13 protein-coding genes are annotated in these 15747 nt (G+C 74.1%); 4 read left to right on the top strand and 9 right to left on the bottom strand.

Annotation, left to right across the window (positions count from 1 at the left end; translation table 11 throughout):
- Positions 1-37 precede the first annotated feature (37 nt).
- On the bottom strand, positions 38-538 hold the full coding sequence (locus HA039_RS32685; RefSeq protein ID WP_167035545.1) for a hypothetical protein: 501 nt from the start codon (positions 536-538) through the stop codon (positions 38-40).
- Positions 539-671: 133 nt separating this feature from the next.
- Positions 672-1106 carry a nuclear transport factor 2 family protein gene (locus HA039_RS32680; RefSeq protein WP_167035543.1) on the bottom strand — a complete coding sequence of 145 codons (435 nt, stop codon included), beginning with the start codon at positions 1104-1106 and terminating at the stop codon, positions 672-674.
- An 85-nt stretch (positions 1107-1191) separates the two neighbouring features.
- On the opposite strand from HA039_RS32680, the gene HA039_RS32675 reads away from it, so the two are divergent.
- Complete coding sequence (locus HA039_RS32675; protein WP_167035541.1) at positions 1192-1761, top strand: PadR family transcriptional regulator; 570 nt, start codon at positions 1192-1194, stop codon at positions 1759-1761.
- 69 nt (positions 1762-1830) lie between these two features.
- Here HA039_RS32675 and HA039_RS32670 read toward each other — a convergent pair whose 3' ends face one another.
- The 3 genes from HA039_RS32670 to HA039_RS32660 form a co-directional block, all read right to left on the bottom strand.
- Complete coding sequence (locus HA039_RS32670; protein ID WP_161307048.1) at positions 1831-2073, bottom strand: DUF397 domain-containing protein; 243 nt, start codon at positions 2071-2073, stop codon at positions 1831-1833.
- 125 nt (positions 2074-2198) lie between these two features.
- Positions 2199-2654: a VOC family protein gene (locus tag HA039_RS32665; protein WP_167035539.1), complete on the bottom strand. Its 456-nt coding sequence runs from the start codon at positions 2652-2654 to the stop codon at positions 2199-2201.
- A gap of 48 nt (positions 2655-2702) precedes the next feature.
- Entirely contained in the window at positions 2703-4223 is a 1521-nt protein-coding gene (locus HA039_RS32660; RefSeq protein ID WP_167035537.1) for an alpha/beta fold hydrolase, read from the bottom strand.
- 217 nt (positions 4224-4440) lie between these two features.
- On the opposite strand from HA039_RS32660, the gene paaK reads away from it, so the two are divergent.
- Entirely contained in the window at positions 4441-5724 is a 1284-nt protein-coding gene (paaK, locus tag HA039_RS32655; RefSeq protein WP_167035535.1) for a phenylacetate--CoA ligase PaaK, read from the top strand.
- 30 nt (positions 5725-5754) lie between these two features.
- On the opposite strand, the gene HA039_RS32650 is transcribed toward paaK, so the two are convergent.
- The gene (locus HA039_RS32650) at positions 5755-6861 is read right to left on the bottom strand and encodes a calcium:cation antiporter (protein ID WP_167035533.1); all 1107 of its coding nucleotides are present in this window, start codon (positions 6859-6861) and stop codon (positions 5755-5757) included.
- On the opposite strand from HA039_RS32650, the gene HA039_RS32645 reads away from it, so the two are divergent.
- Entirely contained in the window at positions 6860-8716 is a 1857-nt protein-coding gene (locus tag HA039_RS32645) for a serine hydrolase domain-containing protein (RefSeq protein ID WP_208298863.1), read from the top strand. The two genes, HA039_RS32650 and HA039_RS32645, sit on opposite strands and share 2 nt — an antisense overlap.
- Before the next feature lie 79 nt (positions 8717-8795).
- Here the strand turns inward: HA039_RS32645 and HA039_RS32640 are convergent, their stop codons facing one another.
- A complete protein-coding gene (locus HA039_RS32640; protein WP_167035529.1) occupies positions 8796-10328 on the bottom strand; it encodes a phytoene desaturase family protein in 1533 nt (510 codons plus the stop codon).
- A 69-nt stretch (positions 10329-10397) separates the two neighbouring features.
- The gene (locus HA039_RS32635; RefSeq protein ID WP_167035527.1) at positions 10398-12683 is read right to left on the bottom strand and encodes a serine/threonine-protein kinase; all 2286 of its coding nucleotides are present in this window, start codon (positions 12681-12683) and stop codon (positions 10398-10400) included.
- Between the two features lie 346 nt (positions 12684-13029).
- Here HA039_RS32635 and HA039_RS32630 point away from each other — a divergent pair, with 346 nt between their 5' ends.
- Positions 13030-14595 (top strand): ATP-dependent DNA ligase, encoded by a 1566-nt coding sequence (locus HA039_RS32630; protein ID WP_167035524.1) that lies wholly within the window; start codon positions 13030-13032, stop codon positions 14593-14595.
- Between the two features lie 39 nt (positions 14596-14634).
- Here HA039_RS32630 and HA039_RS32625 read toward each other — a convergent pair whose 3' ends face one another.
- Positions 14635-15678 carry a phosphatidylinositol-specific phospholipase C domain-containing protein gene (locus HA039_RS32625; protein ID WP_167035513.1) on the bottom strand — a complete coding sequence of 348 codons (1044 nt, stop codon included), beginning with the start codon at positions 15676-15678 and terminating at the stop codon, positions 14635-14637.
- Positions 15679-15747 lie beyond the last annotated feature (69 nt).

Here is a 15747-nt window from a genome sequence, read left to right as displayed (position 1 = left end):
TGACAAATCAGCTCGGCACACCGGAGGGGGCGGGCGCTCAGCCCTGCTGGAACAGTTCGGCGGGGAGCGGCTTGAGGAGCGCGTAGAGATCGTCGGTGATGGGCCGGTCCCAGCTGGCGATCGTCACGAGGACGTTGTCGCTGCGGTCGAACTGCACGCAGGAGATGCGGCTTTCGGAGAGCTTGAGGCGGCGCACGATCATGAGGTTGTCGCCCTGCATCACCGGCATGTCCTCGACGCCGACGACCTCGACGGGCTCCTCGTTCTCCAGCGCCAGCAGCAGCTGGGCCACCTCGAACGGGATCTGCCCGTCCGGCACCTCCCGGGCCGGGGAGCCCTCGGGGAGGTTGCCGATGATCATCGCGGGCCCGCGACCACCGAACAGGTCGTAGCGCAGGAAGACACCCTGGCAGCTGCCGTCGGGGGCGGGCAGCAGGCCGGCCCCGAGATTCCCGGGCCAGTCACCCGGATCCATGGCCAGGACATCAAAGTCCGGGCCCGCGGGTGTGGCGGCGCTGCGGCGGCGGAGAAAGGACATCCCACCATGGTACGGGTTCACGACCCCCCGACAGAGCCGGGTCAGCACACCGGAGCCCCCCGCAGACCCGCCTCCGGAACGGCCCGGAGGCACCACGCCCGGCGCCCCTCCCGGGCTGCCCCCCGGGCAGGCTTTAAGGGGCGACCGCCGCCCCGGGGGTGAGGCCGTCGGCGGCCAGGCCGGCCAGTACCGCCTGCCCCAGGGTGTGTACGGCGGACTGGGGGCGGACCATCACGGTGAACTCCTTGATCCGGCCCGCCTCGTCGAACTGGAGCATGTCGATGCCGTGGATCTGCTTGCCGTCCACGGTGGCCCGGAACAGCAGGATCTCCGACGGGGCCTCCTCGCCGTCGGCGCTGGTCTCGGCCGTGCCCTCGAAGTGGCCGGTGTAGCGGAAGTCCTCGAAGGTGCGCAGCAGGACGCCGAAGAGCCCGAGGACCATGGGCCTGCCCTCGAAGGGCGTGAACGTCACGGGGCTGTACAGGCGGATGTCCTCGGTGAACAGGTCGTCCAGTGCGGCGAGTTCGCCGTTCTCCACGGCGGCGCGGAAGCGTTCGGCGGTCTCCATGGACCCTCCTCGTACTCAAGAATCTGACTAGTCACTTCGTTGAGTATGATGCGAGGGCGGAACGGAAAAGGGAAGGGGCGGGCCGATGGCGTTGCGGCACGCGGTACTGGCGGCGCTGCTGGACGGCGAGTACAGCGGGTACCAGCTGGCGAAGGCGTTCGACATCGGCGTCGCGAACTTCTGGCACGCCCTGCCGCAGCAGTTGTACGCGGAGTTGGCCAAGCTGGAGAAGGACGGGCTGGTCTCGGGGCGGCAGGTGATCCAGGAAACCCGGCCCAACAAACGGCTGTTCCGGGTCACCGACGCCGGTCGCGCCGAGCTGGAGACGTTCGCCGCGGCCGTGTCGAAGCCCTCGTTCATCCGCGACGACCTGCTGGTGAAGGTCCAGGTCGCCGACCGGATCGGTACGGCGGCGGTGATCGGACAGCTCCAGGAGCGGGCGGCCGCGGCCGACGGCAAGATCGAGCTGCTCGGCGATCTGCTGCGGCGTCTGCGCGGCGACGCGGACGAGGAGGAGTTCCTCCTCCGGGGCGAGCGGATCGGGCCGTACCTGACCTGCCTGCGCGGCCTCGCCTTCGAGCGGGAGCACCGGGACTGGTGCCTGCGGATCGCGGCCGTTCTCGAGGCGCGGCAGGCGACCCGTACCGAACGGTGAGTCCCGTCCCGCGGCGGCGCCGCGCCGCGAAGTGTCCCCGGCTCCCGCCCGTTCCCGGCGGCCGCGCCGTCAGGTGAGGTCGAACTCCCCCTCGCGGGCGTTGATCACGAAGGCCCGCCATTCCGCCGGGCTGAAGATCAGCGAAGGGCTCTCCGGCTTACCGCTGTTGCGCATCGCGATGAAGCCCTCGACGAAGGCGATCTGGACATCACCCCTGCCCTGGCTGCCCGACCGCCAGTCCGCGTTGCTCAGGTCCAGCTCCGGCTTGTTCCAGCCCGTGAGCGGCTGATGGGTGGTGGTGCTCTCGGCCACGTCCTGCTCCTCCCGCTGCGTCGTCCCGGGCCAGCCTATCGACCGCCGCCGGTCCCGGACAGGCCGCGATGACGACGGGCGGCGGGCCCGGGCCGGTCGGTCGGGCCGGTCGGCCGAACCCCTCCCTAGACCACGCAGAACTCGTTGCCCTCCGGGTCCCGCAGCAGGACCGCGTACTGCCCGGCGTCCGGCTCGTCCGTGGTCCGCAGCACACCCGCGCCCGCCTCGACCAGCCGTTCCACCGTGGCGCCGACCCGCTCCGCGCGGACCGCCCGGGGGACCTCCCGCCCGCCGCCCACCTTCAGGTCCAGGTGCAGGCGGTTCTTGCCGGCCTTCCGCTCGGGAACCTGCTGGAACCAGACCCGCGGGCCGCGCCCCGCCGGATCGACGATCGACTCCGCGGCGTCGCCCGCCCCGGGCGGCAGCTCCTCCTCCGGCACCCCCGCGGCGATCCAGTACGCGCGCCAGGTGGCATGGCCGTCCGGGGCGGGCTCGGGTACGTACCCGAGGGCCTCGCTCCAGAACGCCACCAACCTCACCGGGTCGGCGCAGTCGATCGTGAGTTGCAGTGTCATCTCCATGGCCGGAGCCTCGCAGACGGGTCCGACATTCCCCCGGGACGGACCGGCTCAGATGCCGAACTCCCTTACCGCCGCCAGGAATGCGGCAGGGCGCGTCTGATGGACCAGGTGTCCCGCGTCGATCGTGACCAGCCGGGCCCCCGGCACCCGTTCCGCCAGCCACCGGAACTTCTCCTGCGCGACGGAGCTGCCGGGGCCGCCCGCGATCACCAGCGTCGGCGCCGTGATCCGCCCGAGCCCCTCCCGCCACGCCGGGTCCGGCGCGTTCAACTCCGCGTCCACGGCGGGCACCAGCGCCCAGTCGTAGTCGAGGCGCCCCTCCTCCCGCACGGCCGGCGGGCGCGGCGGGTCCAGCGGCAGGAGCGGCGGGCTCTCCTCCAGGACGAGCCGGCCGAACAGCTCCGGCGCCTCCTGCGCCAGCAGGTACGCGGCGAAGCCGCCCATCGAGTGGGCGACGACGTCCACCCCGCTCAGCCCGAGCGCGGCGAGGAAGCCGCGCAGCTCGTCGCGGTAGCGCGCCAGCCCGTACGTGCCCGGCCAGTCGCTCAGGCCGTGCCCGCTGAGGTCCGGGGCGACCACCCACCGGTCGCGCGCGAGCTCCCCGGCAATCTCCGTCCAGTCCCGGCTGTCGCCGCACCGGCCGTGCAGCAGCACCACCGGCGGGGCGTCCCGGTCGCCCCACGTGCGGTAGGCGAGCCGTACCCCTCCCACGTCGACACTCCGCACCCCCGGGTCCAGGAACGCCGCGACCGTACGGGCGAACGCGCCCGGTTCGTCCAGCCACGGGAAGTGCGAGGCGCCCCGGACCACCGCCTCCCGGGCGTCCGGGAACAGCTCCGCCAGCGCGTGGGCCCGCGCCGGGCGGCAGAAGCCGTCCAGCTCACCCGTCAGCACCAGCACCGGTACGTCCAGCCCGCGCAGCGCGGCCCGGGTCGCGGCCGGGTCGAACGCGCCCTCCCCGGCGTACGCGGCCGCCGCCTCCGCGTTGATCTGGCCGTCGGACGCGGCGGAGTAGGCCCGCGCCGCGTCGTCCCAGCGCCCGTAGTTGAAGGGCGTGACGGCCGCCCACGCCCCGGGCGATGCCCGGCCGGCCTCGATCTCCTCGTGGGCCGCGACACCCGCCGCGTACCAGGGCTCGGTACGGCGCAGCGCCATCGCCTCGCGCCGGTCCTCCGCCATCGGCTCGATCCCGACCGCCGGGACGACCGGCGTCACCAGGGTGAGCGAGCGCACCCGGTCCGGGTACCGCGCCGCGTAGAGGACCGCCAGGCTGCCGGACGCCGAGTGGCCGAGCAGGTCGACCCGTTCCAGCCCGAGGTGCGCGCGCAGCGCCTCCACGTCGTCGACCTGCCGGTCGCAGCGGTACGTCGAGCGGTCCGCCGGGACCGCCGAGTCCCCCGTACCCCGCAGGTCGAGCAGGACCAGCCGCCGGTAGGCGGTCAGCCCTCCCAGGTCGCCGAGGTACTCCGACGCCCGCATGGGGCCGCCGGGCAGGCACAGCAGCGGCTCGCCCCCGCCCGCCAGGTGGTAGGCGAGTTCCGTCCCGTCGTACGCGCTGAATGTCGGCATGGTCCGATCCTCCCGGTCCCGCGCCGATCGTGCCAACGGCGTTCCGCGCCGGGTGAACACACCTCTTGACGCCCGGGAGCACTCCTGAATTACTGATCCGGGACCGGTCGACCGAATGATCGGTCGTCCGGTTCGGGCACCCCGGGACCGCCGTCCCGGCGCGCCCTGCCGGAGTCCGCCGTTCACCGTTCGCCGTTCGACCGGGGAGAACCACGTCATGACACCTCTGCTGGACGCGGCGGAGCAGCTCGGCCGCGAGGAGCTGGCCGTACTCCAGCTGGCGCGCCTGCGGGCCACCCTGCGGCACGCGTACGACCACGTCCCCTTCTACCGGCAGGCCTTCGACCGGGCGGGCCTGCGGCCGGAGGACTGCCACTCCCTCGCCGACCTGGCCCGCTTCCCCTTCACCGCGAAGGCCGATCTGCGGGACAACTACCCCTTCGGGATGTTCGCCGTCGAACAGTCGGAGGTACGGCGGATCCACGCGTCCAGCGGCACCACGGGGCGGCCCACGGTCGTCGGGTACACCGAAAAGGACCTGGACACCTGGGCGGACCTGGTCGCCCGCGCGATCCGCGCGGCCGGCGGGCGCCCGGGGCACAAGGTGCACGTGGCGTACGGGTACGGGCTGTTCACCGGCGGCCTCGGGGCGCACTACGGCGCGGAGCGGCTCGGCTGCACGGTCATCCCCGCGTCCGGTGGCATGACGGCCCGGCAGGTCCGGCTGATCCAGGACTTCGAGCCCGAGATCATCATGGTGACCCCGTCGTACATGCTGACGCTGCTCGACGAGTTCGAGCGCCAGGGCGTCGATCCCCGGACGACCTCGCTGCGGGTGGGGATCTTCGGCGCCGAGCCGTGGACGGAGGAGATGCGGCGGGAGATCGAGGAGCGGTTCGCGATCGACGCGGTCGACATCTACGGGTTGTCCGAGGTGATGGGCCCCGGGGTGTCGTTCGAGTGCGTGGAGACCAAGGACGGGCTGCACATCTCGGAGGACCACTTCTACCCGGAGGTCGTGGACCCGTTCACCGGCGAGGTGCTGCCGGACGGCGAGGAGGGTGAGCTGGTGTTCACCTCGCTGACGAAGGAGGCGATGCCGGTGATCCGCTACCGGACGCGCGACCTCACCCGGCTGCTGCCGGGGACGGCGCGGACCTTCCGGCGGATGGAGAAGGTCACGGGCCGCACCGACGACATGGTGATCCTGCGCGGGGTGAACCTCTTCCCCACCCAGATCGAGGAGATCGTGCTCCGTACGCCGGGGGTCGCCCCGCACTTCCAGCTGCGGCTGACCCGCGAGGGGCGGATGGACGCGCTGACGGTACGGGCCGAGGCGCGCGCGCAGACCGGTCCCGGGGCCCGCGAGGACGCGGCGCGGGCGATCGCGGCGGGCGTGAAGGACGGCATCGGGGTGTCCGTGGAGGTGGAGATCGTCGATCCGGAGACGCTGGAGCGTTCGGTGGGGAAGATCAGGCGGATCGTGGACCTCAGGGGCTGAGCGGGGGCGGGGGCCTCCGGCCGCGCGTCCTCAGGGGCTGATCGCCAGGAACACGAACGCGGCGAAGATCCCCAGGTGCACCCCGCCCTGGAGCAGCGTGGCCCGGCCGGGCGCCACGGTCAGCGCGCCGACCACGACGGTCAGGGCGAGCAGCACCATGTGGACGGCGTTGAGCCCGAGCACCAGCGGTCCGTCCAGCCAGATCGTGGCGAAGGCGATCGCGGGGACGGTCAGCCCGATGCTCGCCATCGCCGATCCGAGGGCCAGGTTCAGGCTGGTCTGCACGCGCTCGTGGCGGGCGGCCCGGACGGCGGCGATCGTCTCGGGCAGCAGCACCAGCAGGGCGATCACCACTCCCACGACGGCGTGCGGCAGCCCCGCCGACTCCACCCCGGACTCGACGGTGGGCGAGACGGCCTTCGCGTCCCCGACGACGGCGATCAGCGCCACGAGGAGCAGCACCAGGCTCACGGTGGTCTCGCGGCGGGTGGGCAGCGGGGCGTGGGTGTCCTCCTGCTGGAGATCACCCTCCTGGGTGACGGGCAGGAAGTAGTCGCGGTGGCGGACGGTCTGTACGGCGACGAACAGCCCGTACAGGATCAGCGAGGCGACGGCGGCGAAGGCCAGCTGCTCGGGCGAGAACTGGGGTCCTGGCCGGCTGGTGGTGAAGGTCGGGAAGACCAGGGTGAGGGTCGCCAGGGTCGCGACGGTGGCGAGCGCGGCGCCGGTGCCCTGCGCGTTGAACACGGCGGTCCTGCTGCGCAGCGCGCCGACGAGCAGGCACAGGCCGAGAATGCCGTTGCAGGTGATCATGACGGCGGCGAAGACGGTGTCCCGGGCGAGGGTGGCGGTCTTGGGGCCTCCGTCGATCATCAGGGTGACGATGAGCGCGACCTCGATGATCGTCACCGCGACGGCGAGGACGAGGGAGCCGAACGGTTCGCCGACCCGGTGGGCGACGACCTCGGCGTGGTGGACGGCGGCGAGCACGGCTCCCGCGAGGCAGAGGGCGATCAGCCCGACGGCCCAGGGCGGCACGTCGCGCCCCCAGCTGAACACGAGGGCGACCACCGCGATCAGCGGCACCACCACGGTCCACCGGGACGTCAGTGCCCGGATGCCGGTGCCCGTCCTCATGCGCGCCACGCTGCCAGAGGTGGCGGGGGGCCGCGCGGCGGGCTGCGCCGTACGCCACGTGGGGGTTGGATGGCCCCTGATCACTCACTTCAACGCTTCGGAGGGAGGTTTCCGGATGGCTGAGGACGCCGCGGGCGCCGTCCCGCCCCGGCTGCGGCGGCGGCTGACCCTGCGGCACGGCTCACCGGAGCGGGCCGGGCTGCTCGCGGCCCCGCTGGAACAGCTCGTCACGGACGCGGCCGCGTTCCTCGGCCCCTCCCCCGACCACCCCTGGTACGCGGGCGCCGTGGTCCTCGCCGGGCGCGGCGGGACGGTGGCGCTGCACCGGGCCCTCGGGACGGCGGTGCGCTATCGCGCGTACGACGAGCGGACCGGCACCGGGGTGGAGTTCCCGCCCGGTGAGCGGATCGCGACGACCGTGGACACGGTCTACGATCTCGCCTCCGTGTCGAAGCTGTTCACCGCGATCCTGGCGGTCCGGCGGATCGAGAGCGGGGCGCTGGACCTGGACGCGAAGGTCGCGGCGTACCTGCCGGAGTTCGGGGGCGGCGGCAAGGCGGACATCACGGTGCGCCAGCTGCTGACGCACACCTCGGGGCTGCGCGCATGGGTCGCGCTGTACGGGGCGCCGACGCGGGAGGGCAGGCTGCGGATCCTGTGGGACGAGTCCCCGGTGCGTCCGCCGGGCAGCGGCTACCTGTACTCGGACCTCAACCTGATCACGCTCCAACTGGTCCTGGAGGAGATCACCGGCCGCACTCTGGACGCCCTGCTCCACGACGAGATCACCGCTCCGCTCGGGATGCACCGCACGCGTTACAACCCGCCCGCCTCCTGGAAGCCGGGGATCGCCGCCACCGAGGACGCCCGGCGGCCGTGGTCGGGGCTCGACCGGGGGCTGGTCCGGGGCGAGGTGCACGACGAGAACGCGTACGCGCTCGGCGGGGTCGCGGGCCACGCCGGGGTGTTCTCCCGCGCCTGGGACCTGGCGGTCCTCGCCCGGACGCTCCTCAACGGCGGCGCGTACGGGCGGGCGCGCATCCTGCGGCCCGAGTCGGTGGCGCTGATGTTCACGGACTTCAACACCGCGTTCCCCGGGCACGCCCACGGTCTCGGCTTCGAGCTCCACCAGCGCTGGTACATGGGCGCCATGGCCACCCCGGGCTCGGCGGGGCACACCGGCTTCACGGGGACGAGCCTGGTCCTCGACCCGACGACGGACTCGTTCCTGGTCCTCCTCGGCAATGCGGTGCATCCGGTGCGCGGGTGGCGTTCCGGGAGCGCGCCGAGGGTCGCGGCGGCGAACCTGCTGGCCCGAGCGGTGCCGGTCAGGCCGGGGCGGGGCGGTACGGCGTGGTTCCGCGACCGGGCGGGCGCCGGCCCCGGGGCCGCCACGCTGACCCTCCCCCCGCTGCGGCTCGGCGCCGGACCCGCCGTCCTGGAGGCCGCCGTGTGGTGGGACACCGCGCCCGGCACGGAAGCGGCGTTCCTGGAGGCGTCGGCCGACGGCGGGACGAGGTGGCGGCCCGTGCCCTTCACGACCGTACGGGCCGGGGCGCCTCCCGCCGCCGGTACCGGCGCCGGGGACCACCAGGAGCCGCGGGCGCACCCGGCGGGCTCGGTCACCGGCTGGTCCGGCCGCGTGTGGCACCGCCTGACGGCGGACCTGACGGCCTGGCGCGGCGGCGAGGTCCGGCTGCGCTGGCGGTACGCGGCCGGCGGGCCGCACTCCGGGCGGGGTGTGTACGTGGACGGGCTGCGCGTCGAGGCCGGCGGCCGGGTGCTCTTCGACGAGGCCCGCGAGGGCGACGCGGCGGGGATCGAGGCGGTGGGGTGGGTGGCGTCCGAGGACTGAGGACCACCCGCGCTCGGCCTTCCGCAGCCCTCCTCCCGCACCCCGACTTCCGCACCCCGCCTCCCGCACGCCGCCTACGTCACCCGCCCAGCGCCGCCATCGCCGCGTTGTGGCCCGGCACCCCGCTGACCCCGCCGCCCCGGACGGCGCCCGCCCCGCACAGCAGGACGTTCGCGTGCGCCGTCCCGACCCCCCAACGGCCGCCCCCGGCCTCCGCGTAGGGGAAGGAGAGGTCCCGGTGGAAGATGTGGCCGCCGGGGAGCCGCAGTTCGCGCTCCAGGTCGAGCGGGGTCTTCGCCTCGACGCACGGGCGGCCGTCCTCGTCCACGGCCAGGCAGTCCGCGATCGGCTCCGCCAGGTGCGCGTCGAGCTGGGCGAGCGTGGCGGCGAGCAGCTCCGCGCGGACGGCGTCGTTGTCGGCGGCGAACAGCCGGGCCGGGGTGTGCAGTCCGAACAGGGTCAGCGTCTGGTAGCCGTCCGCCGCGAGCCCTGGGCCGAGGATGGACGGGTCGGTCAGCGAGTGGCAGTAGATCTCGGAGGGCGGCGCGGCGGGCAGCCGGCCCGCGGCGGCCTCCTGGTAGGCCGTCGCCAACTGCCCGTACCCCTCGGCGATGTGGAAGGTCCCGGCGAAGGCCTCGCGCGGGTCCACCGACGCGTCGCGCAGGCGCGGCAGGCGGCGCAGCAGCATGTTGACCTTGAGCTGGGCGCCCTCGGCGGGCGGGGGCGGTTCCTCGCCGAGGAGCGCGGCGAGGGCCTGGGGCGAGGCGTTGACGAGGACCTGGGCGGCCCCGACCGTACCGTCGCCGTCGTCCGTACGGTACGAGACCTCGGCGCGCGTCCCGTCGGTGTCGATCCGGGTCGCCTCGTGGCCGGTGAGGATCTCGGCGCCGGCCGAGCGGGCGGCGGCGGCCAGCGCGTCGGTGAGGGCGCCCATCCCGCCGACGGGCACGTCCCAGTCACCGGTCCCGCCGCCGATCACGTGGTAGAGGAAGCAGCGGTTCTGCACGAGCGACGGGTCGTGGGCGTCGGCGAAGGTCCCGATGAGGGCGTCGGTGAGCACCACGCCCCGCACGAGGTCGTCGGAGAACCGCTCCTCGATCGCGACGCCGACGGGCTCCTCGAACAGCGCCCGCCAGGCCGTCTCGTCGTCGATCCGCTTGCGCAGGGCCTCGCGGGTGGGCAGCGGTTCGGTGAGCGTGGGGAACACACGGCGGGCGAGGCGCGCGGTCATGCCGTAGAACTCGCGCCAGGCGGCGTACTCGGCGTCGCCGCCGGTGAGCGCGGCGAAGGACTCGCGGCTGCGCCCCTCGCCCACCAGGAGCCCGCCGTCGCCCTTGGGCGTGTACGAGGAGACGGTCCGCTTCCGTACGGCGAAGCGCAGCCCCAGCTCGCGCACGATCTTGTCCGGCAGCAGCGAGACCAGGTAGGAGTAGCGGGAGAGGCGGGCGTCGACCCCGGCGAACGGGCGGGTGGAGACGGCGGCGCCGCCGGTGCCGCCGAGGCGCTCCAGCAGGAGGACGGAGCGCCCCGCGCGGGCGAGGTAGGCGGCGGCGACCAGTCCGTTGTGGCCACCGCCCACGATGACGGCGTCGTACGAGGCGAGTGCGGGCATGGCTCTTGGTAACACGCGGATGATCGCGGGGCCAGGGGTACGGGGCGGGCCGGGCCCGGCCGCCGGGGATCACATGCGGGGGTCGGGCCGCTCTCCCCGCAGCGTCGCCACCCGGCGGTACAGCTCGCTCGCCTCCGCCGTCCTGCCCAGTTGTTCCAGGCAGTGGGCCTCGTCGCCGCGACTGGTCAGGGTGTCCGGGTGGGACGCGCCGAGGATCCGTTCGCGGGTGCCGGCGACCTGGCGGTAGCCGGCCAGGGCGTCCTCCCAGCGGCCCAGCCAGCCGAGGCCGACGGCGACCTCGCGGCGGCTGACCAGGGTGTCGGGGTGGTCGGGGCCGAGGACCCGTTCGCGGATCGCCCAGACCTCCCGTGCCTCCCGCAGCGCCTCCTCCCAGCGGGCGAGGCGCCCCAGGTTGACGCCCACGCCGTGCCGCGCGCGCAACGTCTCCGGGTCGGCGCCGCCGCTCACCCGCTTGAGGTCGTCGGCCAGCGCCCGGTAGAGCTCCAGCGCCTCCGCGTCGCGGCCGAGGCGGCCCAGGCAGATGCCGACCTCGTAGCGGGCGGCGAGGGTGTCGGCGTGGTCGGGTCCGAGGGCGCGCGCCCGCGCCGCCTCGACCTCCCGGTAGCTGCCGAGCGCCTCCGCCCAGCGCCCCAACAGGCCCAGGGTGCGGGCGACTTCGCAGCGCGTGGCGAGGGTGTCGGGGTGGGTGGTGCCGAGGACGCGGGCGCGGACCCGTACCACTTCCCTGGCCAGTCCGTACGCCTCCTCCAGCCGCCCCAGCCGGCTCAGGTTGCCCGCCAGGTGGTGGCGGCACCGCAGGGTGTCGGGGTGCTCGTCGCCCTTCGTCCGCTCGTGGGAGGCGAGCACCGCGGCGTACAGGTCGTGGGCCTCGAAGTGCCGGCCGAGGCGCCCCAGCGCGTACGCCGTCTCCTGGCGGGCCGCGAGGGTGTCCGGATGGTCGGGCCCCAGCGTGCGTTCGCGGCCCTCCGTCACGCTCCCGAACTCGCGCAGCGCCTCCGCCGCGCGTCCCGTGCCGCTCAGGGCGACCCCGATCTCGTACCGGCTGGCGAGGGTGTCGGGGTGGTCGGGACCGAGGGTCTGGGCACGTTCGGCGGCGACGTCGCGGTGGGTCTCCTCCGCCTCCTCCCAGCGGCCCGCGCGGCTCAGGTTCACGCCCGCGTCGTGCCGGCCGGCCAGGACGGCGAGGCGTTCGGCCGACGGGCCCGCGGCGTGCGGACCGTACGCCCGGTCGGCGAGGAGCGCGGGGTGCGGGCCGGCCGGTCCGGTCCATCCGCCGGTCAGCGCGCTCGCGGGGTCGGGCGGCGGCGACGGCAGGACCGTCGTGCCGGTCGCCTTGTGCCCAATGGTCATGCCCCGGGTCCAGGACGGCAGCGGGGCCGCGCCGGGGAGCGGCGGCCGGGAGTCGTACACCTCGCCCGCCCCGTGGCCGAATCCGGCGCCGCGCCCGTGCGGGTACCCCGGGCCCGGCGCGTACGCGAGGGCGGGACCCTGCCCGGCGCCGAGCCGCCGCCGCAGGTCGCCCGCGTCCGCGGGGCGTTCGCCGGGGGTCTTCGCGAGCAGGTCGAGGACGATCCGCTCGAAGAACACGGGCAGTTCGGGCCGGTGCGTACGGGGCGGCTCGGGCACGGTGTCCCGGTGCCCGACGAGGACCGACCAGGCGTCCTCCAGGTCGAACGGCGGCGCCCCGGTGGCGATTTCGTACAGCACGCAGCCCAGGGAGTACAGGTCGGAGCGGTGGTCTATGGCGCCCGCGCCGATCTGCTCGGGCGACATGTAGTGCGGTGTCCCCATCGCGACGCCCAGGCCGGTGAGTTGGGAGGACTGTTCGAGGTCGCGGCCGAGCCTGGCGATGCCGAAGTCGCAGATCTTCACCGTGCCGTCGGTGAGCCGCATGATGTTCGCGGGCTTCAAGTCGCGGTGGATGATGCCCTGTTCATGCGTGTACGCGAGGGCGTCGGCGACCTGCTCCGCGATGTCGACGACCTCGGCCACCGGCAGCGGGGCGCGTTTGTTGTCCTCCAGGAGCTGGCCGAGGTCCCGGCCCTCCAGCAGTTCCATCACCAGGTAAAGCACGCCGTCGTGTTCGCCGAAGTCGTGGACGACCGTGACCCCGCGGTGCTGGAGCGCCGCCGCGACCCTGGCCTCGCGCCGGAACCGCTCGCGCATGACCCGGCCGGCGGCGTCGCCCTGCGGGAGGCCCACCGGCTTGAGGCACTTGACCGCGACACGCCGGCCGAGCGACTCGTCGAGCGCGCGCCACACCTCGCCCATCCCCCCGCGCCCGATCAGTTCGAGCAGCCGGTACCGGCCCTGGATCAGCCTGGTGTCCGCCATCGCGTGCTGTCGCCCCCGTCGCCTCGCCGCGCCCTCCCCGGCCCGTACCCAGTATGGCCGCCCGGCCGCACGGTGTGTACGGGGACGGGCCGTGTGACGGAACCGTGTCACGGCGTTCGCGCCGCCTGATCACTTCGTTCCGTCGGCCGATCACCGGGCCGGTCCGGCCGATCACACGGAATCACCGGGCCCGCGAGACGGGGCCGCGAGAAGGGGCCACGAGAAGGGGCCACGAGGGGACCCACGCCGAGGCGGGGCCCCTCCGCGCAGGCGGAATCACGGGACCGGCGGGAGGCCGTCCCCGTTTCGCCGGGCGGACGCGCGCTCGGCGTTGCACGATGGCAGCATGCTGCTGGCACCGCTCGCCCGCGTCTCCCGGGAGGTCGCCGAGACATCGGCGCGGTCCCGGAAGATCTCCCTGCTGGCCGGACTCTTCCGCACGGCCGGTCCCCTGGACGTGCCCGTCGTCATCCCCTACCTGGCCGGACGGCTCCCCCAGGGCCGGATCGGGATCGGCTGGAACGCCCTCAAGGACCCCCCGCCGCCGGCCGGCCGGGCCACCCTCACCGTCCACCACGTCGACGAGGCGTTCAGCGCGCTCGCGGCCGTGTCCGGGCCGGGTTCGCAGGCCGAGCGGCGGCGGCTGACGCAGGAGCTGCTGGGGGCGGCCACCGGGGAGGAGCAGCGGTTCCTCGTGGGGCTGATCTCCGGCGAGGTACGGCAGGGCGCGCTGGACGCCGTCGCCGTGGAGGCGCTGGCCGAGACGTCGGGCGCGGCGGCGGGCGCCGTGCGGCGGGCCGTGATGCTGGCGGGCTCGCTCCAGCACGTGGCCGAACGGCTGCTGGCGGAGGGCCCGCGGGTGCTGGAGGAGTTCCTGCTGACCGTGGGGCGGCCGGTGCTGCCGATGCTGGCGCAGAGCGCGGCGGACGTGGCCGAGGCGATCGGCCGGCTCGGGGCGTGCGCGGTGGAGGAGAAGCTGGACGGCATCCGGGTGCAGGTGCACCGGGACGGCGGGACGGTACGGATCTTCACCCGCACCCTGGACGACATCACCGACCGGCTGCCGGAGGTGGTGGACATCGCCGCCACGCTGGAGGGCGACGGCTTCGTGCTGGACGGGGAGGTCATCGCGCTGGACGACGAGGGCAGGCCCCGGTCGTTCCAGGAGACCGCGAGCCGGGTCGGGTCACGGACGGACGTGGCGACCGCGGCGGCGGCGGTGCCGGTCTCGCCGGTCTTCTTCGACATCCTGTCGCTGGACGGCGAGGATCTCCTCGACCTGACGTTCGCGGAGCGCCACGAGGCGCTGGCGGGGCTGGTCCCCGAGCCGATGCGGGTACGGAGGATCGTGGTGCCCGGGCCGGGCGAGGGCGGCGGCGGTGGCGAGGAGGCCGACCCGCGGGTCGGGGAGGCCGAGGCGTTCCTGTCGGACACGCTGGCCAGGGGCCACGAGGGGGTCGTGGTGAAGGCCCTGGACACGCCGTACAGCGCGGGCCGGCGCGGGGCGGGGTGGGTGAAGGTCAAGCCGGTGCACACGCTGGACCTCGTCGTGCTGGCCGCCGAGTGGGGGCACGGGCGGCGCACCGGGAAGCTGTCGAACCTGCATCTGGGCGCGCGCCGGGAGGACGGGTCGTTCGTCATGCTCGGCAAGACCTTCAAGGGGCTCACCGACACGATGCTGGAGTGGCAGACGGGACGGTTGCGGGAGCTGGCGCTGCACGACGACGGTTTCACCGTGACCGTACGGCCGGAGCTGGTCGTGGAGATCGCGTACGACGGTCTCCAGCGCTCCTCGCGTTATCCGGCGGGGGTGACCCTGCGGTTCGCGCGGGTCGTCCGCTTCCGGGAGGACAAGCGGGCGGCGGACGCGGACACGGTGGACACCGTACTGGCGGCGCACAGCCAGGGGTGAGGGCCCGGGACCGGTGACGGCCGGTCCCGGGCCGCGCGGCTACTGAGCGGTGCCGCGCGGGACGACCGACGAGAGAACCGTCGGAAGCGAGCGCCAGTCCGCGGAGATCAGACTGGCGCTCTTCTGCGCCAGCAGGGACAGCCGATCCCGGGCCTGCTGCTCGGTGGGGTTGGTGCCGTCGATGGCGGGCGCCACGTTCTGGGCGTCGGTCATCAGGACGAAGTAGTGGCGCTGGTCGTACCAGGCGGTGTCGATCCCGGCGGCGACCCACGCGGAGGCGTCGCCGTCGAAGAAGACGAACCACGGGCGGATCGAGGCGTCCGCGTAGCGGGTGCGGGGGTCGCCCGCCGCGACGTTGTGCACGGCGGGGAAGGCCGTGGCCTCGCCGAGGCGGCCGGCGGCCTTGAGGTCGCGGAGGTACGTGGCGTACTCCCGGTCGGTCCACAGGGTGTCGAAGGGGTTCTGCTCCTCGACGGTGCCGGGGATCAGCTCGATGAGGAACTTGCCCGCCAGCTGGGCGCGGGTGGGCCAGGCGCCGGCCTGGGAGGCCTCGTCGAGGTTGGCGCGGTTGCCGACCAGGTCCCCGGGGCGGTAGACGGCGTCGCCGAGCTTGCTGCTCACGAGGGCGTCGAAGGCGGCGGGCCCGCGGCCGGCGGAGCCCAGGAAGCCGTCCTTCATCTCGACCTTGAGGACGATGGGGCGGTGGCCGGGGTTGGCGTTGTGCCACGTTCTGAGGTCGGTGAGGCAGCCGCCCAGGTCGCGGTTCTGCGCGTTGGTCCGCAGCTGCGCGACGGTGGTGGCGTTGGCGCAGTTGTTGTTGTTGCTGACCGGGCTGTCGTGCGACACGCGCCAGGAGGCGCCGAACACGTTGGTCCACACGTCGAGTTCGAGCATCCCGGCGCCCGAGTCCAGGGCGTCGGCGAAGTACGGGAACGTCGTCTTGACGTAGGCGTTGTGGACTCCGACCCCGGTGGTGGAGGAGTACGGGAGCCGGCCGGTGTCGGCGGCCCGGGCCGAGGTGGTGGTGAGGGCGAGAAGTGCGACGGCGCCTGCGGCCACCGTGGTGCGAAGGAGCTTTGCCATGGTCCCTGTTCCTCCTGGAGCGCATGTGTGGGGCATGTCAACCGAGGAGGAGCGTAGGGGAGTTCAGTG

Origin of the sequence: Streptomyces liangshanensis (assembly GCF_011694815.1) — a bacterium.
In the GTDB taxonomy this organism is placed as follows: domain Bacteria; phylum Actinomycetota; class Actinomycetes; order Streptomycetales; family Streptomycetaceae; genus Streptomyces; species Streptomyces liangshanensis.
The sequence above is the reverse complement of the archived record's forward strand: the minus strand, read 5'-3'. Positions and strand labels throughout refer to the sequence as shown.

Bases quoted from the DNA above. Each gene is read 5' to 3' on its own strand.
- HA039_RS32660 (WP_167035537.1), bottom strand. From the start codon at position 4,223: ATGCCGACATTCAGCGCGTACGACGGGACGGAACTCGCCTACCACCTG.
- HA039_RS32675 (WP_167035541.1), top strand. From the start codon at position 1,192: ATGGCGTTGCGGCACGCGGTACTGGCGGCGCTGCTGGACGGCGAGTAC.
- paaK (WP_167035535.1), top strand. From the start codon at position 4,441: ATGACACCTCTGCTGGACGCGGCGGAGCAGCTCGGCCGCGAGGAGCTG.
- HA039_RS32650 (WP_167035533.1), bottom strand. From the start codon at position 6,861: ATGAGGACGGGCACCGGCATCCGGGCACTGACGTCCCGGTGGACCGTG.
- HA039_RS32685 (WP_167035545.1), bottom strand. From the start codon at position 538: ATGTCCTTTCTCCGCCGCCGCAGCGCCGCCACACCCGCGGGCCCGGAC.
- HA039_RS32645 (WP_208298863.1), top strand. From the start codon at position 6,860: ATGCGCGCCACGCTGCCAGAGGTGGCGGGGGGCCGCGCGGCGGGCTGC.
- HA039_RS32630 (WP_167035524.1), top strand. From the start codon at position 13,030: ATGCTGCTGGCACCGCTCGCCCGCGTCTCCCGGGAGGTCGCCGAGACA.
- HA039_RS32680 (WP_167035543.1), bottom strand. From the start codon at position 1,106: ATGGAGACCGCCGAACGCTTCCGCGCCGCCGTGGAGAACGGCGAACTC.
- HA039_RS32625 (WP_167035513.1), bottom strand. From the start codon at position 15,678: ATGGCAAAGCTCCTTCGCACCACGGTGGCCGCAGGCGCCGTCGCACTT.
- HA039_RS32665 (WP_167035539.1), bottom strand. From the start codon at position 2,654: ATGGAGATGACACTGCAACTCACGATCGACTGCGCCGACCCGGTGAGG.
- HA039_RS32640 (WP_167035529.1), bottom strand. From the start codon at position 10,328: ATGCCCGCACTCGCCTCGTACGACGCCGTCATCGTGGGCGGTGGCCAC.
- HA039_RS32635 (WP_167035527.1), bottom strand. From the start codon at position 12,683: ATGGCGGACACCAGGCTGATCCAGGGCCGGTACCGGCTGCTCGAACTG.